Annotated in this window: 21 protein-coding genes; 9 read left to right on the top strand and 12 right to left on the bottom strand. The window is 70.6% G+C overall.

Annotated elements, in window-relative coordinates:
- Positions 1–23: 23 nt before the first annotated feature.
- A complete protein-coding gene (locus NGK70_RS22015; RefSeq protein ID WP_251970601.1) occupies positions 24–1,643 on the top strand; it encodes a methyl-accepting chemotaxis protein in 1,620 nt (539 codons plus the stop codon).
- A gap of 114 nt (positions 1,644–1,757) precedes the next feature.
- On the opposite strand, the gene NGK70_RS22010 is transcribed toward NGK70_RS22015, so the two are convergent.
- The 7 genes from NGK70_RS22010 to NGK70_RS21980 form a co-directional block, all read right to left on the bottom strand.
- Positions 1,758–2,867, bottom strand: coding sequence for an acyl-CoA dehydrogenase family protein (locus tag NGK70_RS22010; RefSeq protein WP_251970600.1), 1,110 nt, complete (start codon positions 2,865–2,867; stop codon positions 1,758–1,760).
- A gap of 2 nt (positions 2,868–2,869) precedes the next feature.
- Positions 2,870–4,063 carry an acyl-CoA dehydrogenase family protein gene (locus tag NGK70_RS22005; RefSeq protein WP_251970599.1) on the bottom strand — a complete coding sequence of 398 codons (1,194 nt, stop codon included), beginning with the start codon at positions 4,061–4,063 and terminating at the stop codon, positions 2,870–2,872.
- A gap of 129 nt (positions 4,064–4,192) precedes the next feature.
- Entirely contained in the window at positions 4,193–4,381 is a 189-nt protein-coding gene (locus tag NGK70_RS22000; protein ID WP_251970598.1) for a hypothetical protein, read from the bottom strand.
- A 2-nt stretch (positions 4,382–4,383) separates the two neighbouring features.
- Positions 4,384–4,842 carry a DUF2442 domain-containing protein gene (locus NGK70_RS21995; RefSeq protein ID WP_251970597.1) on the bottom strand — a complete coding sequence of 153 codons (459 nt, stop codon included), beginning with the start codon at positions 4,840–4,842 and terminating at the stop codon, positions 4,384–4,386.
- Entirely contained in the window at positions 4,829–5,077 is a 249-nt protein-coding gene (locus tag NGK70_RS21990) for a DUF4160 domain-containing protein (protein WP_251970596.1), read from the bottom strand. Before NGK70_RS21990 ends, NGK70_RS21995 begins: the two co-directional genes overlap by 14 nt.
- 42 nt (positions 5,078–5,119) lie before the next feature.
- Positions 5,120–6,319 (bottom strand): type IIL restriction-modification enzyme MmeI, encoded by a 1,200-nt coding sequence (locus NGK70_RS21985; RefSeq protein ID WP_251970595.1) that lies wholly within the window; start codon positions 6,317–6,319, stop codon positions 5,120–5,122.
- Complete coding sequence (locus NGK70_RS21980) at positions 6,291–7,487, bottom strand: DNA methyltransferase (protein ID WP_251970594.1); 1,197 nt, start codon at positions 7,485–7,487, stop codon at positions 6,291–6,293. The genes NGK70_RS21985 and NGK70_RS21980 overlap by 29 nt, the downstream gene beginning before the upstream one ends.
- A gap of 64 nt (positions 7,488–7,551) precedes the next feature.
- Between NGK70_RS21980 and NGK70_RS21975 the strand changes: the two genes are divergently transcribed.
- The 4 genes from NGK70_RS21975 to NGK70_RS21960 all read left to right on the top strand — a co-directional run bounded on the left by NGK70_RS21975 (position 7,552) and on the right by NGK70_RS21960 (position 10,303).
- The gene (locus tag NGK70_RS21975) at positions 7,552–8,061 is read left to right on the top strand and encodes a hypothetical protein (RefSeq protein ID WP_251970593.1); all 510 of its coding nucleotides are present in this window, start codon (positions 7,552–7,554) and stop codon (positions 8,059–8,061) included.
- Between the two features lie 53 nt (positions 8,062–8,114).
- Positions 8,115–9,605 carry a hypothetical protein gene (locus NGK70_RS26525; RefSeq protein ID WP_310742551.1) on the top strand — a complete coding sequence of 497 codons (1,491 nt, stop codon included), beginning with the start codon at positions 8,115–8,117 and terminating at the stop codon, positions 9,603–9,605.
- Between the two features lie 83 nt (positions 9,606–9,688).
- A complete protein-coding gene (locus tag NGK70_RS21965; RefSeq protein ID WP_251970592.1) occupies positions 9,689–9,961 on the top strand; it encodes a ribbon-helix-helix domain-containing protein in 273 nt (90 codons plus the stop codon).
- Positions 9,962–9,964: 3 nt separating this feature from the next.
- Positions 9,965–10,303: a type II toxin-antitoxin system RelE/ParE family toxin gene (locus NGK70_RS21960; protein ID WP_251970591.1), complete on the top strand. Its 339-nt coding sequence runs from the start codon at positions 9,965–9,967 to the stop codon at positions 10,301–10,303.
- Here the strand turns inward: NGK70_RS21960 and NGK70_RS21955 are convergent.
- Positions 10,293–10,781 (bottom strand): YajQ family cyclic di-GMP-binding protein, encoded by a 489-nt coding sequence (locus tag NGK70_RS21955; protein WP_251970590.1) that lies wholly within the window; start codon positions 10,779–10,781, stop codon positions 10,293–10,295. The genes NGK70_RS21960 and NGK70_RS21955 overlap by 11 nt on opposite strands.
- 54 nt (positions 10,782–10,835) lie before the next feature.
- Between NGK70_RS21955 and murB the strand changes: the two genes are divergently transcribed.
- Positions 10,836–11,861 (top strand): UDP-N-acetylmuramate dehydrogenase, encoded by a 1,026-nt coding sequence (murB, locus tag NGK70_RS21950; protein ID WP_251970589.1) that lies wholly within the window; start codon positions 10,836–10,838, stop codon positions 11,859–11,861.
- 31 nt (positions 11,862–11,892) lie between these two features.
- Here the strand turns inward: murB and NGK70_RS26520 are convergent, their stop codons facing one another.
- Together NGK70_RS26520 and NGK70_RS21935 are read right to left on the bottom strand one after the other, a co-directional pair.
- A complete protein-coding gene (locus NGK70_RS26520) occupies positions 11,893–13,062 on the bottom strand; it encodes a septal ring lytic transglycosylase RlpA family protein (protein ID WP_310742550.1) in 1,170 nt (389 codons plus the stop codon).
- Between the two features lie 117 nt (positions 13,063–13,179).
- Complete coding sequence (locus tag NGK70_RS21935) at positions 13,180–14,277, bottom strand: alkene reductase (RefSeq protein WP_251970588.1); 1,098 nt, start codon at positions 14,275–14,277, stop codon at positions 13,180–13,182.
- Between the two features lie 327 nt (positions 14,278–14,604).
- On the opposite strand from NGK70_RS21935, the gene NGK70_RS21930 reads away from it, so the two are divergent.
- A complete protein-coding gene (locus NGK70_RS21930) occupies positions 14,605–16,551 on the top strand; it encodes a right-handed parallel beta-helix repeat-containing protein (protein WP_251970587.1) in 1,947 nt (648 codons plus the stop codon).
- A 10-nt stretch (positions 16,552–16,561) separates the two neighbouring features.
- A complete protein-coding gene (locus NGK70_RS21925; RefSeq protein ID WP_251970586.1) occupies positions 16,562–18,460 on the top strand; it encodes a right-handed parallel beta-helix repeat-containing protein in 1,899 nt (632 codons plus the stop codon).
- 78 nt (positions 18,461–18,538) lie between these two features.
- On the opposite strand, the gene xth is transcribed toward NGK70_RS21925, so the two are convergent.
- Both xth and NGK70_RS21915 read right to left on the bottom strand, forming a co-directional pair.
- Positions 18,539–19,321 (bottom strand): exodeoxyribonuclease III, encoded by a 783-nt coding sequence (gene xth / locus NGK70_RS21920; protein WP_251970585.1) that lies wholly within the window; start codon positions 19,319–19,321, stop codon positions 18,539–18,541.
- A gap of 69 nt (positions 19,322–19,390) precedes the next feature.
- Entirely contained in the window at positions 19,391–20,560 is a 1,170-nt protein-coding gene (locus tag NGK70_RS21915) for an MFS transporter (protein ID WP_251970584.1), read from the bottom strand.
- 153 nt (positions 20,561–20,713) lie between these two features.
- On the opposite strand from NGK70_RS21915, the gene NGK70_RS21910 reads away from it, so the two are divergent.
- On the top strand, positions 20,714–21,700 hold the full coding sequence (locus tag NGK70_RS21910) for a helix-turn-helix domain-containing protein (RefSeq protein ID WP_251970583.1): 987 nt from the start codon (positions 20,714–20,716) through the stop codon (positions 21,698–21,700).
- Positions 21,701–21,742 lie beyond the last annotated feature (42 nt).

Genomic DNA, 21,742 nt, shown 5'->3' with positions numbered 1-21,742 from the left:
CCATCGATCCGAATCGACCCGACTTGCCGACGCCTCCCATGCGCACCTCGTCTTCTGCCCAGCAGCCACTCAGCGGCCGCGAGTGCCGCCTCGAACCCAGCCAGGTGCTGGTGTCCACCACGGACCGGCAGGGGCGCATCACCCACTGCAACCGCGATTTCGTGGCGGTGAGTGGCTACAGCTACGACGAGCTGCTGGGCCAGCCGCACAACCTGATCCGCCACCCGGACATGCCGCCCGAGGCTTTCCGCGACCTCTGGTCCACGATCGGCCACGGCCGGCCCTGGAGCGGCATCGTCAAGAACCGCTGCAAGAACGGCGACCACTACTGGGTGCAGGCGCACGTGACGCCGGTGCTCGAAGAGGGCAAGCCGATCGGCTACATGTCGGTGCGCCTGCCGGCCAGCCGTGCCCAGGTGAGTGAGGCCGAGGCGACCTACGCGTTGCTCGCCCGGCAGCGTACGCAGCCACACCCGAGTTGGACGTTGCACGCGGGGCGGCTTCGCCGCACCGGCTGGCGCGACTGGCCGAACCGCATCTGGCGCCTCAGCCTGAGCCAGCGCATGACGGGGGCGATGCTGATCCTGATCCTGGCCATCGCATTGCCCGGGCTGGCCTGGGCCTTTGCGGCCGAGTTGGGGCTGCCGGCCTGGCAGCCCTCGCCGTGGATGGTGGCCACCAGCGGGCTGTGGCTGGGCCTGCCGGTGATCGCGGCGCTGATGATCTGGTTCGAGCTGCAGGTGGCTCGTCCGCTGCGCGATGCCGACGTGATGGCTGCCCAGGTGGCGAGCTGCCGGCTGTCGATGCGGCTGGACTACGAGCCCACCAGCCCGCTGGGCTCGCTGCTGCGCCGGCTCGACCTGATCAACCTGAACATGCGCGCCATCGTCTCGGACGTGCGCTGCGAGGTCGGCCACATGCGCGTGGCCACCGGCTCGCTGGCCGAAGGCAGCCGCCAGATGGCCGAACATGCCGACGCCCAGGCGGCCGGCCTGAAGCAGACGGCTGCCACGATGAAGGAGATTGCCAGCACCGTGGACGCTGCGGCGCGCGGTACCCACGAGCTCAGCGAACAGAGTCGCCACGCCAGCGCCCGCGCCGGTGAGGGCGGCGAGGCCATGCGCGCCGCCACCGAGACGATGCAGGCCATCCGCCAGTCGTCCAAGCGCATGCACGAGATCGTCGGCGTGATCGAGCAGATCGCCGCCCAGACCCACCTCCTGGCCCTCAACGCGGCGGTGGAGGCCGCGCATGCGGGCGATCAGGGCCGAGGGTTCGCGGTGGTGGCTCAGGACGTGCGCACGCTGGCACAGCGCAGCCGCGACGCGGTGCGCGAGATCGCCACGCTGATCGACGATTCCACCCGGGAGGTGCGCGTCGGTGCCGACCGCATCGACGACGCGGCGCTGCGCATCGGCGAGGTGGTGGACGAGTCGCGCGTGGTCGCCGAGCGGCTCGACGAGGTCAGCGACGCGGCCGGCCGCCAGCGCGAGGGCATTGCCGGCATCCATGGCGCCGTGCGCCAGCTCGACGACACCACCCGCCACAACGCCAGCCTGGCCGCTGAAGCCGCCCAGGCCTGCCGGGACCTGGAGGATCAGGCCGGGTTGCTGGTGCGCTCCGTCCAGATTTTCCGGAGCTGACTCCCACCCCCGTTGCGCCTGACGGCGCTCCCCCTCAAGGGGGCAACGCCAGCGGCCCGGCAGAGCCGGTTCCGCGGCGTTCGCCGGCTAAAGATTTGCCCAGGACGCGCTTGCTCAGGCAAACACGCCGGCGCTGTCCTGCATGCGCGCGCTCACCTCGCCGAGGTGGTGCAGCGTGTCGCCGAATTGCATTTCCAGCATCGTCAGGCGCTTGAAGTAGTGGCTGGAGACGTACTCGTCGGTCACGCCGATGCCGCCGTGCAGCTGAGTGCACTGCTGGCCGACGTAGCGCACCGACTGGCCGATCTGCACCTTGGCCTGGCTGAGCGCCCGGCGGCGCTGCTCTGCCGGCTCGCCCAGCTTCAGCGTGGCGTAGTAGCTCATCGCGCGGCCGAGTTCGAGCTGCATCTTCACGTCGGCGATGCGGTGGCGCAGCGCCTGGAAGGTGGACAGCGTGACGCCGAACTGCTTGCGCGTGTTCATGTACTCGACCGTCAGCGCGGTCATGCGCTCCATCAGGCCCACCGCCTCGGCGCAGACCGCGGCGATGCCCACGTCGATGGCACCTTCCAGCTCGACCAGGCCGTTCTCGGCCACCAGTTGCGCCGGGGCGTCGGTGAAGGCGATCTCGGCGGCGCGCGCGCCGTCCTGGGTCGGGTAGCCGCGTACCTGGCAGGCCGCGCGTTCGACCAGGAAGATGCGGATGCCGTGCGGCGTGTGCGCCGGCACCAGGAAGGCGTCAGCCTCGTCACCGGCCGGCACCAGGCTCTTGGCGCCGGTGACGGTCCAGCTGCCGTTCGATTCGGTGGCGCGGGTGGTCACCTGGTCGAGCCGGTAGCGCGCGGCGCGTTCCTGGTGCGCCAGCACCACCAGCGCCTCGCCGCTGGCCATCCGTGGCAGCCAGGCGGCCTGCAGCTCGGCGGGGGCGAAACTCAGCAGCGAGGGCGCCACCAGCGCGCCGTGCAGGTAGGGGGCGTTGACCAGGCCGCGGCCCAGCTCCTCCATCACCACCATCGCCTCGACGGCGCCAAAGCCCAGGCCACCGTGTTCCTCGGCGATGGCCAGGCCGGTCAGGCCCAGCTCGGCCAGCTCGGCGTAGACCGCGCGGGTCGCGCCGCCGGCCTTGGCCAGCGCATGGCGGCGCTCGAAGCTGAAGCCCTTCTCGACCCAGCGGGCCACCGCATCGCGCAGCGAGTTCTGATCGTCGGTGAAATCGAAATCCATGGTCAGGCTCCCAGCACGGTTTGGGACACGATGTTGCGCTGCACTTCGTTGCTGCCGCCGTAGATCGTCGTCTTGCGGTAGTTGAAGAAGGTGCCAGCCACCGGCGCGCAGTGCGCGGCGCCGACGAAGCCACCCTGCCAGCCCGCCTCCATCGCCTCGTGGATGAAGGGCAGGCTGTACGGGCCGGCGGCCTGCATCATCAGCTCGGTGTAGCGCTGCTGGATCTCGCTGCCGCGGATCTTCAGGAGACCCGCCACGTCCAGGCTGCTCTTGCCGCTCTTCTCGGCACTCAGCACGCGCAGCACCAGCATCTCCAGCGCGACGATGTCCACCTCCAGCAGTGCGATCTGGTCACGGAAGCGGCTGTCGTCGTAGACGCCTTCGGCGCGGGCAATGCGCTTGAGCCGCTCCAACTCGCGCTTGGCGCGGTTCACGTCGGCGATGTTGGTGCGCTCGTGCGCCAGCAGGTGCTTGGCGTAAGTCCAGCCCTTGTTCTCCTCGCCGATGAGGTTCTCGGCCGGTACCTCGACGTTGTCGAAGAACACCTCGTTCACCTCGTGCTCGCCGTCGAGCAGGATGATCGGGCGCACCGTCACGCCGGGCGACTTCATGTCGATCAGCAGGAAGCTGATGCCCGTCTGCGGCTTGCCTTCGGTGCTGGTGCGCACCAGGCAGAAGATCCACTCGCCGAACTGGCCCAGCGTCGTCCAGGTCTTCTGGCCGTTGACGATGTACTTGTCGCCTGAACTCGTCGATACACGCTCGGCACGCGTCTTCACCGAAGCCAGGTCCGAGCCCGAGCCCGGCTCCGAGTAGCCCTGGCTCCACCAGACGTCGCCGCTGGCAATGCCCGGCAGGAAGCGCTGCTGCTGCTCGGGCGTGCCGAAGGCCATGATCACCGGGGCCACCATCACCGGGCCGAAGGGCACGATGCGCGGCGCGCCGGCCATCGCGCACTCCTCCTCGAACAGGTGCTTCTGCACCGCATTCCAGCCCGGGCCGCCGAAGGGCTTGGGCCAGCCGTAGCCCAGCCAGCCCTTCTTGCCCAGGATACGCGCCCAGCGCTGCATGTCGTCACGGGTGAGCCGCAGGGCGTTGTGCACCTTGTGGCTCAGGTCGGCCGGCAGGTTCTCGGCCACCCACTGCTTGACCTCGGCGCGGAACGCCAGTTCCTCGTCGGTGAAGTTCAGATCCATCCGCGTCTCCTGTGCTGTGCTCGCCGCGGGACCGGCCCCGCGTGGCGACGATGAAACGCAGTTTTTAGCACGCCCGTTCGTTTTTGGCCTGTCCCTGCAGCGACAGGGTGGAGCCGCCGAGAAGGCGGGTCAGACCGAGGACGCGGGGCCGCAGACGCAGGGCAAGTCGCGCACCTGCATCGGCTGCGATTCATCGCGGAGATCCTGCACCGCCTCGATGAAGTCCGTATCGAAGCCCCGCAGCGCGTCGAGCAAAGCTGCGCCGCGTGAGGCGGGCGGCGTGGTGGCGTCTTCAGGCCGGTGGGTGTCGCTGTCCATGATCAGCCCGCGCTCGATGGATTCGGTTCTGATTTGCGCGGCCGTCCGCCCAGCCGGCCGTTCTCTTGTGCGGCGCGGCGTTTGGCCTCGCTGCGCACGCGGCCACCGGTGGCGCCAAGCGCCGCGGCGGCCTGGCGTTCGGCAGCGCGGCGGCTCATCCAGGCGCGCGAGCCGAACAGGCCCTGCAGGAGGCCGGGCAGGTACAGGTCGGCGTCCAGCGCCGGCACGTGGATGCCCTGGCCGGACGGGGAAATTTCAAGATCCTCCAGGTCGGCCGGGCGTGCGCTCTCAAGCCCCTGGGCATCCTGCGGGCGCAAGCCGAGTTCCAGGCCGTTGTCCAGCGTGATCACAAGCCGCGCGGTGCGGCGGTCGTAGCGTGCCGCCACGGCGCGGGTGTCGTGGGCCATTCGCTCAGCCGCGCGGGCATTGGCGGCGGCGAAGTCAGCTTCAGAAATCTCCATGCAGATGGCTCCAGGCTGTGCACAGCGGCATCAGTGCGTCGAGCAGTGCCGTGGCGATGGCGGACAGTTCCTTGCGGGAAAAACCCTGGTTCTCACGCAGTTGCGGCGGGCCGAAGGGGCAGTTGAGCTTGAACACCGCCTCGCAGCCGCGCCCGATCACGTGGACGTGCGCGGGGCGGTGGTCGGCGGGGTAGATCGTGACCCGCAGCCCGTTGATCAGCAGGATCGTCGGCATGCTATCAGGAACCTGAGCGCTTGGGTTTTCTTCCGGTCGCCCTCACACCCCCCGCCAGCGCCCGTCCTCGCAGCGCGCCCGCGCCACCGCTTCCAGCGTGGCCAGCACGTCGGCCAGGCGCTTCTTCCAGGCGCCGCGGGCGGTGAAGCGTTCGGCGATCTGCGCCTCGCTCAGGCCGGCGGGGCTGGCGGCGAGCAGTTCGGCCACGGCGCGCAGCTGGGCCTTGAGGTCGCTCGGCCAGGGCTGGCGGGCGGGGGCTGCGGCGTTTGCGGCCGGGGTGGCGGCTGGGGTGGCGGCGGTGGTTTCGTCCGGGTCGGCTGCCTCCTGCGCCGGCTCGATCAGTGCCGGCTGCTCGGTCGGTGCGGGGTCCACGCCGGCCGCGGCGCTGTAGCGCTGCGGGTTCTGGGAGTCCGGGCGCAGCCAGCGCACCGTTCCCGCGGCCTCCTCGGCGGCGCGGCGCGCGTTCAGCGCCACCAGCCGCTCCAGCAGCGCCTCGGTCCAGGCGGCGTGGGCGGCGTCGTCGGACCAGGGCACGGGGCCCAGGTCGCTCCAGCCGTAGGCGGCGAGCACCGCGGCGTCCAGCTCGTCGTGCAGGCTTTGCAGCACGCCGACCAGGCCCTGGCTGTGCAGCGCCTTCTCCTTGGCGGTCAGCGCCTCGCCGCGGCGTAGCTTGGCCAGCACGTTGTACAGGCCGGTGAGGGTGACCGCTTCGTGCGCCGCCTGCCGCGCCTTGCGGTGCGCGTCGATCTGCTCGGCCAGCGTGCGGATGCGCTCGGCCAGCGCGGGCGTCAGGCCGGTGTCGTCGTCGGTGGCGTCCGGGAACGGGAAGGTCTCCAGGCAGCGTGTCTTGACGTAGACCGGGTCGTTGCCGACGCCCAGCCGGCTGCCGGTGGCCAGCGCCCAGTCGACGTGCACGGCGCTGGATAGCACGCCCAGGTGCAGCGCGTCACTCAGCGCGATGGCAACCAGCTTGTTGTCCGGCAGCACGTCCATGCTGAGGAACTGGAAGTGTCGGTGCTTGGAGGTTTCGACGGTGGCGATGTAGCGCGGCAAACCGGAGAGATACGCACGCAGTTCCTGGCGCGGCTTGCCGAACAGCCACCACAGCCGAGCGTAGGCGGCGCCGTCCTTGCTCTGCGCCTTGGCATCCCGCTCCGGCTTCACTCGTTCCGCGACCCACTGGTAGACCGCCGGGTAGCGGGAGCGCACGTCTTCAGCCGTGAGCCCGAACAGATCGATCACCTGCACACCGCGCGGCCGGTCGGTCAGGTCCCGGCCGTTGCGGTATGCGCGAATGACGCTGGAATTGCGGGGGGGGGGGTAAACCCTCATTTGCCAAGCTGGCGCCTGGCAGCAGGGCCAGTGCCTCCGCTGGTGTCACGATGAAGCCCGCACCGTGCAACGAAACGCCGCGCGAGGAGATGCCCAAGTTGGCGCGCAGCGGCCGGGCGGCGGTCACGTTCGCGCCGATGTGCAGGTCGGCGTGCAGAACGCCACTGCGCTCGGCCAGCTCGACCTGTACCTCGCCGCTGTCGGTTTCGTGCTCGGCGGTGACCGTCACCAGCTTGCCGGGGGCAGCGCCGGGCGCCAGCACCGTCATCGCGATGCGCACCGCCGCGCCGTCGGCGCTGTCCACCCAGGGGTGGTTGGGAATCGCAAAAGTGAGATGGGCGACATCACTGGCCAGCGCCGCCTCCACCACACGGCGGTTGAAGGTCTGCCAGATGGCCTTGGTGGTGATCAGCCCCAGCCGCTGCGCCCGCCCGGCGCGCACCTCGGCGGCGGCCTTGGCCCACCAGAACATCACGAAGTCGGCGCTGTCGGGCACGGCCGGCCAGCTGGCGCGCAGGGCCTCCACGTAGCCGTCGCCCAGCGACTCGCGCATCGGCCCGGCGCCGATGAAGGGCGGGTTGCCGATGATGAAGTCGGCCTGCGGCCAATCGGCGGCACGTGGGTTCAGGTAGCGCCACTGCGGCACCTGCGCCGCCTCGTCCGGCACCTCCTTGCCGGTGACCGGATGGCGCTTCTTCGTGCGGCCATCCCAGCGCGTCAACAACTTCCCGTCCGCCCCGCAGGCCGGCTCCTGCGCGTCCCAGGCCAGCACCGCATCCCGGCATTCGATGTTGCGGTAGTCGTGCACCACCGGCTCGGCCACGCTCTGGTTGCCGAAGCTGCGGATCTGCCACTGCAGCCAGCCGATCCACAGCACCAGCTCGGCCAGCGCCGCCGCGCGCGGGTTCAGCTCGATGCCCAGGAACTGCTGCAGCGTCACCGTCTCGCCCTCCAGGCCCAGGCGGCTCTGCGTGTCGCCCAGGGCGGCCAGCGCATCCAGCACCTCGGCCTCCAGGCGCTTGAGGTGCTCCAGCGTCACGTACAGGAAGTTGCCGCTGCCGCAGGCCGGGTCCAGCACGCGCAGGGTGCACAGCCGGTGGTGGAAGCGCCGCAGCTCGGCGCGGGCCTCTTCGAGCCGGTCGGTGCGCTTCCTGCCGTCCAGCGCCTTCCAGGCCGTCCAGCGCCTGGGCGATCAGGCTGTCCCAGCAGGCGGCCAGGGCGAAGGGGGCCGGGTCGCTGCGCTCGCGCCATTGTTCGGCGCGAGCGCGTTCACTGCGGTGTTGCCAGAAAGAAAGTGCAAGCCGGCACTGGTCGAAGGTGGCCTGCGGCTCGCCGGACAAGGCGATCTCGGGCGCCAGGATGCGGCTGCGGATGCGTTGCATCGTCTCGGCGTAGGTCTTCACGGCCTGCATCAGCTCGGCGATGTCGCCGTTCAACCGCTGCGCCGGGTCCCGGGCGGTCTCACGCGCTGCGCCGCGTTGCGGGTTGCGCTGGCGTGCCCGGGCGGCCAGCAGCAGCGCGCCCATCTCGGCGCAGAAGGTGATGACATGCGGCGAGTCGATGCGCTGGCGGGTGAAGCGGGGTGGATGGGTGTTCATGGCGGTTTGTGGTGGACTGTGACCAGTCTGTGCCTCGATGGGCTCACCAGGTGAGCCAGTGCTGCGGAAGAATCCGGTTTCGAAGCAACACGACGCGGGAGATGCACATGAACGAAGCGTGGGAGTGGCAGGTTGGGGACACGGTGACCTGTGGCGATTCGTCCGACCCGTACTGGGGAAAGCTGAGCGCGCTGGGGCGGATCGAATTTGTCGGGAGGCTGGCGGACACCCCTGGGTTGGCGCACGGCACGCCTTGCATCCTGGCGCCCTTCGATACCCCGGTGGCCGTGGTTCGTCGCGTCGATGGCGAGCTGCTGGTGTATGCGGACGGTGACTTCCCGGCGCTTCGGCGCATTGCACTCGAGGAGTGGGAGCGCGCCTGCCGGCTGCACGACCGCGCCCGGGAGCGCCTGGATCGCCCCTTCAGCCCCTGGCAGCTCGACGACGCAGGGTTGGACGAGGCGCTGCGGCGCCGCTGGCAGGCCTGCGTGGCTGCGCGCCGGGCCGGGCACCTGCGGCTGCTGGCACAGCGGCTGGTCGAGCGCGAGGCGCTGGGCGCCGCGCCGATGCGCTGCGAGGTGCTGCACCCGCTGTTCCGGGGGCCGGCGCTGGCCCTGCCGGCCTGGATGGCCTGGACCGGCTCGCTGGTCGCCCGCCCGGATGCACCCCGGACGGCGGGAGATGTGCGCAAGCAGCCGGTGCAGGCGCCGGCGGGTGAGGAAACGGCGCGCCGTCGCCGCCGCCTGGCGGCCTGGGCCACGCGGATCTGGCAGTGGCGCAGCCCGGCCGCGCTGGTGGGGCTGGCACGGGCGCGGGCCGAGCTGCCGGCCGGCATCGACCCGCAATGGCCCCTGCTGTGGCTGCAGCCCTGGGAAGGGCAGAAGGACGACAGCGACTTCCCGGCCGCTTACTACACCTTGCGGCGCGTGGTGGCGGCGCGCGAGGATCTGCGCTGGCGCCTGCAGGCCGACAGCGCGCCCCTGCTGCGGTCGCTGGCGCGGCACCTGGAGCGGGCGCACGGCCTGGGTGTGCAGCCGGCGCTGTGGTTCGATCGGCCCAAGGGCTGGCTGCACGGGGCCGCGCGGGACCTGAGTACCCTGCTGTTCAGCCGCAGGGCCGGCAAGCTGGTTCACTTCTCCTGGCACCGTGAGCACCCGATGGAGCTGGACTGGCTGGCCGAACCGGTGCACCCGGATGCGCCGCAGTGGCCCGACGAGGTCCGCCAGGCGGTGGAGGTGATCCGAGCGCGGCTGTGCCGCATCGCCGCTCAGCGAGGCGTCGAGTGGAGCGAGGCGAAGGCGGTGATCTGGGCCGGCTGGCGCGACGTGACCCACATCGACGACACCTGGTGCCGCTGGCGTCTGGAGACGCGCGAGCCCTTCGAGCGGCTGGACAGCTGGATCAACAACGCGCGTGAGCTGCGTGACGATGCCGACCACGACTGGCTACCGATTCCCTGGTGGCCGGACGCCAGCCCGGCGCAGCGCGGGCCGGGGTGGCGGCGGGTCGGCTGGTTCGAGCCGTGGCGGCGGATGATCCGCTGGCGCTCGAAGGCGTTTGCGCGGCGGGTGGCGTGGGAGGCGAAGGGGGAGCGGTAGGTTCGGGCGAAGGATTCAACCCGGCGTCTGTATTGATATTTCAGTATATTGAAGACATCGCTCACCCAGAGGCAGACTCCGCCATGACCCAGACCACCACGATGACCGTGCGCCTCAACGCCACGCTCAGCGACTTTGTCGCTGCCAATGTGAGTGAAAACGGCGCCTACGACAACGTGAGCGAGTACCTGCGCGACCTCATCCGGCGTGACATGGAGCGCTCCGAGCAAGCGAACTTCGAGCGGCTGCGGGCCGAACTGGCCCACGCCTTTGCCGCACCGGAGTCCGCTTACCGACCCTTGACGGCTGCGGATGTGCTGGCGCGCAACGCCCGCTCAGGCCCGAAAGGGGCTTGAGCGATGCCGGCGATCCGTATCCAGGAGGCGGCGTCCTGGCGGCTGGATGAGATCTATCGCTACACGCGTGATCGCTGGGGAGACGCCCAAGCCGAGCGCTACATCACTGGGCTGTTCGAGGCCTTCGAGCGCATCGAGTCCCGTGGCGTGGCCTCTCGGCCCGTGCCGGCGGAGTTCGGCGTGGAAGGTTTCTTCTTTCGCTACGAGCGCCACTTCATGTACTGGAAGTGGCTGTCGGACGGCGACATCGGCATCGTGACGATCCTGCACGAGCGCATGCACCAGATCGGGCGCTTCCGGCAGGATTTTTTCGGCGAAGAGCTTCCGCCCCTCAATCCCTGAAGTTGTTGAAGCTCAGCGGCATGTCGTCGATCTCCTTCTTCAGCAGCGCCATCGCGGCCTGCAGGTCGTCGCGCTTGGCGCCGGTGACGCGCACGGTGTCGCCCTGGATGCTGGCCTGGACCTTCATCTTGCTGTCCTTGATGGCCTTCTGGATCTTCTTGGCCACGTCGCTCTCGATGCCGGCCTTGACGATCACCTTCTGCTTGAGCTTGTCGTGGCTCATCTTCTCGGGCTTGGCGCTGGTGTCCAGGAAGCGGATGTCCACGCCGCGCTTGCTCATCTTGGCCAGCAGGATGTCGGTGACCTGCTGGAGCTGGAAGTCGTTGTCGGCATGCAGCGTCAGCTCCTTGTCCTTCTGCTCGATGCGGGCGTCGCTGCCCTTGAAGTCGAAGCGGGTGCCGATTTCTTTGTTGGACTGATCGATGGCGTTCTTGACCTCGACGAGGTTGGGTTCGAGGACGGTGTCGAAGCTGGGCATGGTGCGGCTCTCTGCCCTGGAGGGGCTTGGTGTGGGATCGGTGAAAATTCTGCCATGCGCATCGAAACCGGCGTTAATCTCCAGGACTGCAACACCTTCGGCCTGCCCGCGGTGGCGGCCACCCTCGTGCACATCGAGGAGGCGGCCGACGTGCGCCGCGTCGTCGACCACCCCGAGCTGGGCCGCTCGCCCAAGTTCATCCTGGGCGGCGGCAGCAACATCGTGTTCACCCGCGACCTGGCGGCCACCGTGCTGAAGGTGGAGATCCGCGGCCTGCGCATCGTGGAAGAGCGCGCCGACGCGGTGATCGTCGAGGCCGGGGCGGGCGAGCGCTGGCACGACCTGGTGGCCTGGACGCTCGACCAGGGCCTGGGCGGGCTGGAGAACCTGGCGCTGATCCCCGGCACGGTGGGCGCAGCGCCGGTGCAGAACATCGGCGCCTACGGGCTGGAGCTGGCGGACCGCTTCGATTCGCTCGACGCGGTGGACCTGGTCTCGGGCCGGGCGATCACGCTGGACCGCATGCGCTGCCGATTCGGCTACCGCGACAGCGTGTTCAAGCAGGACCTGGCCGGCAAGAGCGTGATCACGCGGGTGCGCCTGCGCCTGCCGCGGCCCTGGCGGCCGGTGCTGGAGTACCTGGACCTGCAGCGCAAGTGCGAGGACGCCGGCTTCATCGAGGGTCGGCTGCCGAGCGCGCGGCAGGTGTTCGACTGGGTCTGCGAGATCCGCCGTGCCAAGCTGCCCGACCCGGCGGTGATCGGCAACGCCGGCAGCTTCTTCAAGAACCCGGTGGTCACGCCCGAGCAGTGCCGCGACATCATCGCGCGCGACCCGCACCTGGTGCACTACCCGATGGCGGACGGCCAGTTCAAGCTGGCGGCCGGCTGGCTGATCGACGCCTGCGGCTGGAAGGGCAAGAGCGTGGGCGCCGCGGGCGTGTACGAGCGGCAGGCGCTGGTGCTGGTCAACCGTGGCGGGGCGCGCGGGGGCGAGGTGATGACGCTGGCGCGGGCGATCCAGGAGAGCGTCTACGGCCGGTTCGGCATCCGGCTCGAACCCGAGCCGATCGTGATTTGAACCACCCCCGTTGCGCCTGACGGCGCAGAGGTCACTTGCGCTCGACCAGCGTGGGCGTCAGGCCGGTGAGCAGTTCGCGCAGGCGGGTGCCGAAGCGGGCGGCTTCCTCGCGGGTGTCGAAGGGGCCGGCCTGCACCATGTGCTGCTGGGTTTCCTGGAACATGGTCAGCAGCGGGTCCAGCCCCTTGAGCAGGCCGCCCAGGCGCTGGTAGAAGCCGTCGGCGCTGTCCTGGCTCTTGAAGGCGCCCAGCTGCAGCCACCAGCCGCGTGCGGCCTGGGTGCCGGCGCGCTCGCTGCGCAGCGTTTTCAGGGCGGCGCTGGCGGCGGCCGGAGTTGCGGCCGGTGCGGTGGTGGTGGCGGCGGAGGTGATTGCGGCGGGGGTGGCCAGGGCCAGCGTGGCCTCGGGGATCCCGTCCGGCGCGCCGGTGGGCTCGGGCGTACCCGCCGGGCCGGCCTTGCCTGCCTTGGCGGCCTTGCCGGCCGGCTTGCGGGCGGCCGGGGCGAGTGGGGCGAAGGGGCCGAGCCTGGCGAGCTGGGCCAGGTTGGTGTTGCCCAGGCGTTCACCGCCGGCGATCTCGTAGGTCACCGGGGCATCGGCCGCATCGGCACCGGCCTTCCAGCGGCCGCTGCGGATTTCGTCTTCGGTGATGCGCTCGATCTCGACGGTGCCGACGTTGCGCAGCAGGTCGAGCTTGGCCGCCGCCGCCCAGGACAGGTCGATGACGCGGTTGTGCGCAAAGGGCCCGCGGTCGTTGATGCGCACGATCACCGTGCGGCCGTTCTTCGGGTTGCGGATGCGGGCGTAGCTCGGGATCGGCAGGGTGACGTGCGCGGCCGTCATGCCCCAGAGGTTGTAAACCTCGCCGCTGGCGGTGCGCCGGCCGTGGAACTTGTGGGCATACCAGGAGGCCAGGCCGACCTGACGGTCAGCACGGTCCTCGGTGTCGGGCACGTAGATCTGGTCGCCCACGGCGTAGGGCTTGTTCGGGCCGCCGCTGCGGATGGGCTCGACCACCGGCTCGGGGTCCGGCGCGTCGAGCAGGCGGTTCGCTGCGGGCGGTGGGGCCGCCGAGGCCTCGTCGGCGGGCGCCGCCCAGCCCGGCCCGGCCCACGTGACCAGCGCCAACGTCAGCTGAGCCAGCCAGGGCAGGCGGCGATGACGGGCGGCAAGCGAGGGAGGGGTGGTCAGGCGAGGGCTCAAAGCAAGGTCCGGGCCCGCTATGGGCCGTTCAGCGACGGAACCGCACTGTAATACCTGTCACGCCTGCTTGCATCCCCCGGACGTGCGTTGGGTCACGAACAACGGGCTGGATACAAATCAGGCCGCCGGCTGCCAGCGTGGGTAGTCCAGGTAGCCGGCCGTGCCGCCGCCGTAGAGGGTGTCGCTGTTCACGTTGTTCAGCGGGGCGCCCTGGCGCAGGCGCAGCGTCAGATCGGGGTTGGCGATGAAGGCCTTGCCGAAGGCGACCAGGTCGGCGCGGCCCTCGGCCACCGCCGCCTCGGCCATCGCCAGGTCATAGCCGTTGTTGACCATCCAGGTGCTGCGGCAGCGCTGGCGCAGCGCGGCGTAGTCGAAGGGGGCGTAGTCGCGCGCGCCGCCGGTCTGGCCCTCGACGACGTGCACATACAGCAGGCCCAGCTCGCCGAGCATGTCGCCCACCGCGTTGAACAGCGCCTGCGGGTCGCTGTCCAGCGCGGCGTCGTTGGCGGGGGTCACCGGGCTGAGGCGGATCGCGGTGCGCGCGGCGCCGATGGCCCCCACCACCGCCTGCATCACCTCGGCCAGGAAGCGCACCCGGTTGGCGATCGCGCCACCGTAGGCGTCGGTGCGGTCGTTGATGCGGTCGCGCAGGAACTGCTCGACCAGGTAGCCGTTGGCGCCGTGGATCTCGACACCGTCGAAGCCGGCCTCCACCGCGCAGCGCGCCGCGTGGGCGTAGTCGGCCACGATGCCGGCGATCTCTTCGGTGCGCAGCGCGCGCGGCGCGGACACGTCGGCAAAGCCGCCGGCGATGTAGGTCTTGCTCTGGGCCGCCCGGGCGGTGGCGGACACCGGCTGGGCGCCGCCGGGCAGCAGCGAGCTGTGGGAGATGCGGCCCACGTGCCAGATCTGCGTCACGATCTTGCCGCCCTCGGCGTGCACCGCATCGGTGACGCGGCGCCAGCCGGCCACCTGCTCGGGCGTGTAGATCCCCGGGGTGTCGAGGTAGCCATGCGCCAGCGGGCTGATCGGCGTGCCCTCGCTGACGATCAGCGCTGCGCCGCTGTCCGGGTTGGCGCGCTGGCGGTAGTACTCGACCATCGCCTCGTTCGGCACCTGGCCGGGCGCGCGGTTGCGGGTGAGCGGTGCCATCACCACACGGTGCGGCAGGTCCAGGTGGGTGCTGTGGAAGGGCGAGAACAGGGCTGCGGTCATGGGCTGCGGAGGGTGTGTCGGATGTTTCGGCGGTGCTGGCGATTGCATCGGCATGTTGCCGGAGCGTGGGACCAGTTGTAACGCAACCGCCCACCGGCCGGCTGTCACCCGGGTGCCTGGCGGTCCGGTTGGCGATGCCGTGGCGCAGCACGGGCCACCGTGCGGGCAAAGAGTGTGCAGCAGCGCACGGAGCGGGCTCCCCGCCGTTGGGTTCGGTCGGGCCTGGGTGCAGGGACGTAAGGGGATGTCACCTTGCAGCTCGATACCCGTACGCGGCGAACGGCTGCGAACAATGGCCCCATCGACCGCAACCCGAGGCAGTACCCCATGCATCCGATCGCCCTTGCTTCTTCCACCCGCCCTCGCCTGGGGCTCCTCCAACTGGCCCTGGTGGGGGCGCTGGCCTCGCTGGCTGCCTGCGGTGGGGGCACGGACTCCACGGCCGAGGCCGATGCGCCGACCACCGCGACCACCGCCAACGCACCGGCCGATGACAGCCGCGCCACTGCCGAGGACTACGGCAGCGGCCGCGACGCCGCTGCGGCGGAATCGGACACCGCCCAGCTCACCGTGGCCGCCGACACCACCGGTTCCACCGCCACCTCGGCTGACACCGGCGGCACGATGAGCGCCCTGGCGGTCGACCCGGCCTACGTCTCGGTGCCCGGCACCATCACCCTGCCCAATCCGACGCTGCAGAACCTCACCGTCGAGTGGGCCTTCACCGGCGACGCCAACAAGAGCGCTGTCGTGAACGTGCGCTACCGGAAGACCGGTACCACCGCCTGGACGGTCGGTGCGCCGCTGCGGCGCATCCAGGCAGCCAGCACCTCGGGTTTCAGCTGGGCCACGCGCCACTCGGGCAGCGTGTTCGACCTGCAGCCCGGCACCAGCTATGACCTGGAGTTGGCGCTGGTCGATGCCGACGGCGGCTCCACCACCCGCACCGTCACGGTGGCCACCCGTGCCGTGCCGCAGCCGATGGCGGGCGCGCCGATCAAGGCCGCCACCACGGCCAACTACAAGACGGTGCTGGCCGCGGCCGTGCCGGGCGACATCATCGAGCTGGCTGCCGGCAGCTACGCCGCCTTCTCGCTGACCAAGGACGGTACCGAGGCCAAGCCGATCGTCGTGCGGCCCAAGACCGGCCTGGCCAAGGGCAGCGTGATCGTCAACGGCGAGCTCTCGCTGATCAGCCGCAAGTACGTGCAGATCCGCGGGCTGACGGTGAACGGGCGCATCCGCTTCAATTCCTCGCTGGGGGTGGCGATCGTCGGCAACACCGTCAATGCGCAGCGCAGCGTGGGCGACGGCGATGGCATCGTCACCTGGAACGCCTCCGAGAATGCCTACATCGCCGACAACACCGTCAACGGCACGACGGTCTGGGCCAACAGCTCGCTCGGCGTGAACGGCGACAACTGGGGCGAGGGCATCCTGGTGAGCGGTCCGGGCCACGTGATCATGAACAACCGCGTCAAGGGCTTCCGCGACGGCATCTCCTTTTTGGAGGGCACGGAGGCGGTCAAGCAGTACAGCATCGACGTGCTGAACAACGACATCAGCGAGACGGCCGACGACGCGATCGAGGCGGACTTCTGCCACCACAACTGCCGCATCATGCGCAACCGGCTGACCAACACCTTCATCGCGATGTCCTCGCAGCCGGGGCTGGGCGGGCCGACCTGGTTCATCCGCAACGTGGCCTACAACGTGGCGCACGTGGGCTTCAAGCTCTACCGCACCAGCTACGGCGACGTGCTGCTGCACAACACCATCGTCAAGAACGGCGATGCCTTCGGCGCCTACCCGGGCGTACCCATCTACAACCTCTTGTCGCGCAACAACCTTTTCATCGGCGGGCCGGGCGGCACCTGGGGCGGCTACTCCTCGGGCAGCGGCCGGGTGATCGACCAGTACTACCTGGACACCGCCTCCTCGTCGATCGACTACGACGCGCTCGGCTCCACGCTCGGCACCTTCAACGCCCAGGTAGGCAGCCTGCGCACCTCGACCCTGGCCGACCTGCGCGCCAAGACCACCGAGAAGAACGCGGTGCAGGTGGGGCTGACGGCCTTTGCCGCCACCGTCGCCTTCCCCGCCGCGGCGATGACGCAGTTCACCGCGCCCGACCTGCGCCTGCGTGCCGGCGGCGGCGCCACCGACGTCGGCCAGGTGCTGCCGGGCATCAACGACGGCTTCACCGGCACCAAGCCCGATGCCGGCGCCTACGAGTACGGCACGGCGCTGCCGGTCTACGGGCCGCGGATCTGAGGACCTGCACATGGGCTGCCCCATGACGCCACCGCCACCCCCCTCGCCCCGCCTGCAGGCGTTGCGCGGGCTCTTCATCGCTACCCAGGCGGCTGTGCTGGTCACGCTGGCGGCCTGTGGCGGCGGTGGGGGATCGGCCGATGCGCCGGCCGATCCCGCGCCCACGCCGAGCCCCTCGCCGACACCATCCCCAGGTCCCGCCCCATCCCCAGGTCCATCCCCATCCCCAGGTCCATCCCCGGGCCCGTCCCCCACGCCCCCGCCGCCGCCCTCGTCCGACCCGGCCGATACGTCGGTCGCCGGTGCGGTCACCACGCCCAACCCGACGCTGCAGAACCTGACGGTGGAGTGGGCCTTCACCGGCGACGCCAACGCCAACGCGGTGGTCAACGTGCGCCACCGCCCGGTGGGCAGCAGCAGCTGGTCCACCGGCGCGCCGCTGCGCCGTGTGGCCGCCGGCAGCGCAGGGGGCTTCAGCTGGGCCACGCGCCACTCCGGCAGCGTGTTCGACCTGCAACCCGGCACGAGCTACGAGGTCGAACTCAGCCTCGTGGATCCTGATGGCGGCTCGGCAACTCGTAGCGTCACCGTGGCCACCCGGGCGGTGCCCCAGCCGCTGGCCGGCGGCACGATCAAGGCCGTCACGCCGGCCACCTTCAACAGCGTGATGGCTGGTGCGCAGCCCGGCGACATCCTGGAGCTGGGCGCGGGCACCTACGCCTCGCCCTCGGTGGAGAAGGACGGCACCGCCGCCCGGCCGCTGGTGATCCGCGCCGCCGCCGGCGCTGCCGCGGGCAGCGTGGTCATCAGCGGTGACCTCACCCTGATCGGCCGCCAGCACCTGCAGCTGCGCGGGCTCACCGTCAACGGCCGCATCCGCATCAACCAGTCGCTGGGCATCGCCGTGGTCGGCAACACCGTCAACGCCCAGGCCAGCGTCAACGACGGCAACGGCATCGTGATGCTCAGTCCGTCGGAGGACTGCTACATCGCCGACAACACCGTGGTCGGCACGACGGCCTGGAATGAGGCCGCCTACGGCACCAACGGCAACAACCGCGGCGAGGGCATCCTGGTCAACGGCCCCGGCCACGTGGTGATGAACAACCGGGTGCGGGGCTTCCGCGATGGCATCTCCACCACCGAGCTGAGCGAGGCCTCGCGCCAGTACAGCATCGACATCCTCAACAACGACATCAGCGAGACCGCCGACGACGCCATCGAGGCCGACTACTGCTTCCACAACTGCCGCGTGATGCGCAACCGCATCACCAACACCTTCACCGCCGTGTCGTCCCAGCCCGGCCTGGGCGGGCCGACCTGGTTCATCCGCAACGTGATCTACAACGCGGCCTACGTCGCCTTCAAGCTGCACAACACCTCGTATGGCGATGTGCTGCTGCACAACACGGTGGTGAAGAACGGCGACGCCTTCTCCTCCTACCCCGGCGTGCCGATCTACCACCTCCTCAGCCGCAACAACCTCTTCATCGGCGGTGCGGGCGGTACCTGGGCGGGCTACTCCTCCGGCACCGGCCGGGTGATCAACATGGCCTATGTGGACGTGGCGAGTTCGTCGCTGGATTACGACGCGCTGGGCTCGACGCTGGGCAGCTTCGACGCCTGGCTGGGCAGCACCCGCACCAGCACGCTGGCCGCCCTGCGCGCGCAGACCAGCGAGAAGAACGCGGTGCAGGTCGACCTGGGGACGTTTGCCGCCAGCATCCCCTTCCCGGCGCTGCCGACCACGCTGTTCGCGGTGCCCGACCTGCGCTTGCGCGCCGGCGGCGGTGCGGTCGACGTGGGCCAGGTGCTGCCGGGCATCAACGACGGCTACGCCGGTACCAGGCCCGATGCCGGCGCGTACGAACTGGGTGCGGCGTTGCCGGTCTACGGGCCGCGGCTTTGAGCGAAGGGCCTTGCCCCTTCTCCCCCTGCTGGAGAGGGTCAGGGTGAGGGGTTGGTCGACTGGGTGCCGGGACCGGCCTCAGCCCGCCAGCTCCACCCACACTGGCGCGTGGTCACTCGGACGCTCGTTCTTGCGCGGGGCCTTGTCGATGCCGCAGGCCCGCACCGCGCCGCGCAGCGCCTCGCCGACCAGGATGTGGTCGATGCGCAGGCCCTGGTTCTTGCGGAACGCCAGGTTGCGGTAGTCCCACCAGCTCCAGCTCTTGGGCGGCAGCTCGAACAGGCGGAAGGCATCCACCAGCCCCAGCCCCAGCAGGGCGCGGAAGTGGGCGCGCTCCTCGTCGGTGCAGTGGATCTGCCCGGCCCAGGCGACGGGGTCGTACACGTCCCGGTCCTCCGGCGCGATGTTGAAGTCGCCCATCAGCACCAGCCTCGGGTTGGCGGCCAGCTCGTCGCGCAGCCAGGCGGTGAGCGCCTCCAGCCAGCCCATCTTGTAGGCGAACTTTTCGCTGCCCGGCGCCTGACCGTTCGGGAAGTAGCCGCCCACCACGCGCACTTCACCCAGCGGGCTGCCCACCGTGGCGGCGATCACGCGCGCCTGTTCGTCCGCAAAGCCGGGGATGTTCTTCACCACCGCCGCGGGCGCGCTGCCGCGGCTGAGCAGCGCCACGCCGTTGTAGGTCTTCTGCCCGAACCAGGCCACCTGCCAGCCGGCCGCCTCGATCTCGGCGGCGGGGAACTTGTCGTCGGTGAGCTTGGTTTCCTGCAGCACCAGCACGTCCGGCTGCTGTTCGGACAGCCAGGCCAGCAGCTGCGGCAGGCGCACGGCCAGGGAGTTGACGTTCCAGGTGGCGAGTTTCATCGGCAGGGCTTTCGCAGGAGCGCCGCAGTGTAAGCGTCGCCCTGCGCCCACCAGCGTCCCCGCGCGTCATCACCCCACCCGCCGCGCCCCCACCGCCAGCAGGCCGGCCATCACCGCCACCACGCTCATTGCGGCGGTCAGCGAGACGGCCTGGGCGATGCTGCCGATCAGCGGCGGGCCGATCATGAAGCCGGCGTAGCCGATCGACGACACCGCGGCGATGGCGGCGGCGCGGCTCGTGCCGGGCACGCGGGTGGCGGCGTTGTAGAGGATGGGCACCACCGGCGCGAGGCCGGCGCCGACCAGCGCGTAGCCCAGCATCGCCACCACCGGGTGGCCGCTCAGCAGCACCACGGCCATCGCCACGGCGGCCAGGGCGGCGCTGCCGCGCAGCAGGCTGCGCTCGGGCAGCCGTGCGCGCAGCGCATCGCCGCCGAAGCGCGCCGCGGCCATCGCTCCGGTGAAGGCGGCGTAGCCCATGGCGGCCACGTCCTGCGTCAGGCCGACCTCCTGCTTCAGGTAGAGCACGCTCCAGTCGTACATCACGCCCTCGGCGCTCATGCCGGCGAAGATCATCAGCCCGATCACGAGCAGCAGGCCGCGCGGCCAGGCGAAGTGGGCCTGCGGCTCGTCCTCCGCCGCGGCGGGGTGGCTGGCCAGCATGCCTCGGGCGGCCAGCGCCACCAGGGCGGCCACGGCCGCGCCGATGGCCGCGAGTTGCAACGCCGGAGCGATGCCGGCGCGCAGCAGGGCGCCGGTGAGCGCGGCGCCGGCCATCGCGCCCAGGCTGAACATGCCGTGCAGGTTGCTCATCACGGCGCGGCCGGAGAGGATCTCCAGCGCGGTGCCCTCGGTGTTGATGGCCACGTCGAACAGGCTCATCGCAGCGCCGAACACCAGCATGGCCGGCAGCAGCCACGCGAGCGAAGGCCACCACAGCACCGAGGCCAGCATGGCACCCATCACTGCGGCCGCCAGCGTGCAGGCGCGCTGCACCCCCAGCTGGGCGATGACGCGCCCGGCGGTGAACAGCGCCAGCAGCGCGCCAACTGCGGCCGCCAGCAGCACGACGGCGAGAAGCGCCTCGCCCAGTTCGTACGCCTGCTTGACCGACGGGATGTGCACGCCCCAGGCCCCGGCGAGCAGCCCGAGCGCGGCGAACTGCGCTCGGCAGGCCCAGCGGGCCTGCCGCAGGGGCGGGGCAGGCGCCAGGGTGGGGACATCGATGGCAGAAATCATGGGCACGGGACAGAGGACGGCAGAGCAGGGCGGTCACGCTGGGAGGGCGCCGGCCACGTGACTCGCTCTATGGAGATGGCGAGCGACGAAGGGGACTTTAGGGTCGGACCGGCCTTCTGCTCAAGCATTGCTGCTGGCACAATCCTTGGAACGATGCAAAAAAACCTGGATCAGCTGGGATGCCCGGAGCGCCCCGATCTGGACCTGGCTGCCGGGGCCGACCCCTGGGTGTTCAGCGTCCAGCCCGGGCAGGCAGCCGCGCTGCGTGAGGCGCTGGCTGCTGCCGTGGCGGCGTTGGCGAGCGGGCAGTGGCCGATGTGGCTGGGGCCGCCAGCGGATGCGACGCAGCGGGCGCAGGGGCATTTCCACCTGGCGCCGGAGCTGTTCGTCCAGGTGAGTGGCAGCACGCAGTTTCAGTTTCCCGGTGGCGAGCGCTGTCTCGGGCCGGGCGAGCTGCTGCTGTTGCCGCCCCAGCTGCTGCACGCCGAACGGGTGCAGGCGGGTGCGGCGGGCGAGCCCTTCCGCAACCTGGTGATCTACGCCGAGGCCGGCGTGCTGAGCTGCCACCTGGCGCACGAGTTGCGGCCGGGGTTGCCTGGCGTCCTGCACCTGGAGGCGCGCCGGCATCCCCAGGCGCCGCACGTGCTCGCCTGGCTTGGCGACGCGCTGGACATCGGGCGGGCCCCCAGCGGCACGGCTGTGCCCGCGTGGGCCGCGGCCCAGCAGCGCGCCCTGGTCACCGCCGCCCTGGTCGGGGTGCTGCGCGCACTGGAAGAGCCGGCCGCCGACGACCCCGGCGAGCCGCCGCTGGTGGCCCGCCTGCGCGTGCTGATCCGCAACCAGCTGGGCGACCAGGCGCTGAGCGTGCGCTCGCTGGCACAGCAGTCGGGCTGCACGGCGGACTACCTGTCGCACCTGTTTCGCCGCAGCACCGGCGAGCACCTGGTGGCCTGCATCAACCGGCTGCGCCTGGAGCGGGCCGCCAGCCTGCTCGCCGAAGGCCGCCTGGCCGGCAAGGAGGTGGCCTGGGCCTGCGGCTACGCCAGCCACAGCTACTTCATCCGCAGCTTCCGGGCCCGCCATGGTGTTGCGCCCAGCCAGTGGCAGGCTCGCCGTGCCAGCGCGGCGCAAGGCGGCTGAGTCCAGGCCCGCGCTTGTGCGTCGACGGAACGTTGGATTCAC

Source organism: Sphaerotilus microaerophilus, assembly GCF_023734135.1.
GTDB classification, from domain to species: Bacteria; Pseudomonadota; Gammaproteobacteria; order Burkholderiales; family Burkholderiaceae_C; genus Sphaerotilus; species Sphaerotilus microaerophilus.
Note: the sequence above shows the minus strand (reverse complement) of the source record. Positions and strands in the feature narration are given on the sequence as shown.

Coding starts and splice junctions, on each gene's coding strand:
- NGK70_RS22010 (WP_251970600.1), bottom strand. CDS start 2,867: ATGGATTTCGATTTCACCGACGATCAGAACTCGCTGCGCGATGCGGTG.
- NGK70_RS22005 (WP_251970599.1), bottom strand. CDS start 4,063: ATGGATCTGAACTTCACCGACGAGGAACTGGCGTTCCGCGCCGAGGTC.
- NGK70_RS22000 (WP_251970598.1), bottom strand. CDS start 4,381: ATGGACAGCGACACCCACCGGCCTGAAGACGCCACCACGCCGCCCGCC.
- NGK70_RS21995 (WP_251970597.1), bottom strand. CDS start 4,842: ATGGAGATTTCTGAAGCTGACTTCGCCGCCGCCAATGCCCGCGCGGCT.
- NGK70_RS21990 (WP_251970596.1), bottom strand. CDS start 5,077: ATGCCGACGATCCTGCTGATCAACGGGCTGCGGGTCACGATCTACCCC.
- NGK70_RS26525 (WP_310742551.1), top strand. CDS start 8,115: ATGAACGAAGCGTGGGAGTGGCAGGTTGGGGACACGGTGACCTGTGGC.
- NGK70_RS21965 (WP_251970592.1), top strand. CDS start 9,689: ATGACCCAGACCACCACGATGACCGTGCGCCTCAACGCCACGCTCAGC.
- NGK70_RS21960 (WP_251970591.1), top strand. CDS start 9,965: ATGCCGGCGATCCGTATCCAGGAGGCGGCGTCCTGGCGGCTGGATGAG.
- NGK70_RS21955 (WP_251970590.1), bottom strand. CDS start 10,781: ATGCCCAGCTTCGACACCGTCCTCGAACCCAACCTCGTCGAGGTCAAG.
- murB (WP_251970589.1), top strand. CDS start 10,836: ATGCGCATCGAAACCGGCGTTAATCTCCAGGACTGCAACACCTTCGGC.
- NGK70_RS21935 (WP_251970588.1), bottom strand. CDS start 14,277: ATGACCGCAGCCCTGTTCTCGCCCTTCCACAGCACCCACCTGGACCTG.
- NGK70_RS21930 (WP_251970587.1), top strand. CDS start 14,605: ATGCATCCGATCGCCCTTGCTTCTTCCACCCGCCCTCGCCTGGGGCTC.
- NGK70_RS21925 (WP_251970586.1), top strand. CDS start 16,562: ATGGGCTGCCCCATGACGCCACCGCCACCCCCCTCGCCCCGCCTGCAG.
- xth (WP_251970585.1), bottom strand. CDS start 19,321: ATGAAACTCGCCACCTGGAACGTCAACTCCCTGGCCGTGCGCCTGCCG.
- NGK70_RS21915 (WP_251970584.1), bottom strand. CDS start 20,560: ATGATTTCTGCCATCGATGTCCCCACCCTGGCGCCTGCCCCGCCCCTG.
- NGK70_RS21910 (WP_251970583.1), top strand. CDS start 20,714: ATGCAAAAAAACCTGGATCAGCTGGGATGCCCGGAGCGCCCCGATCTG.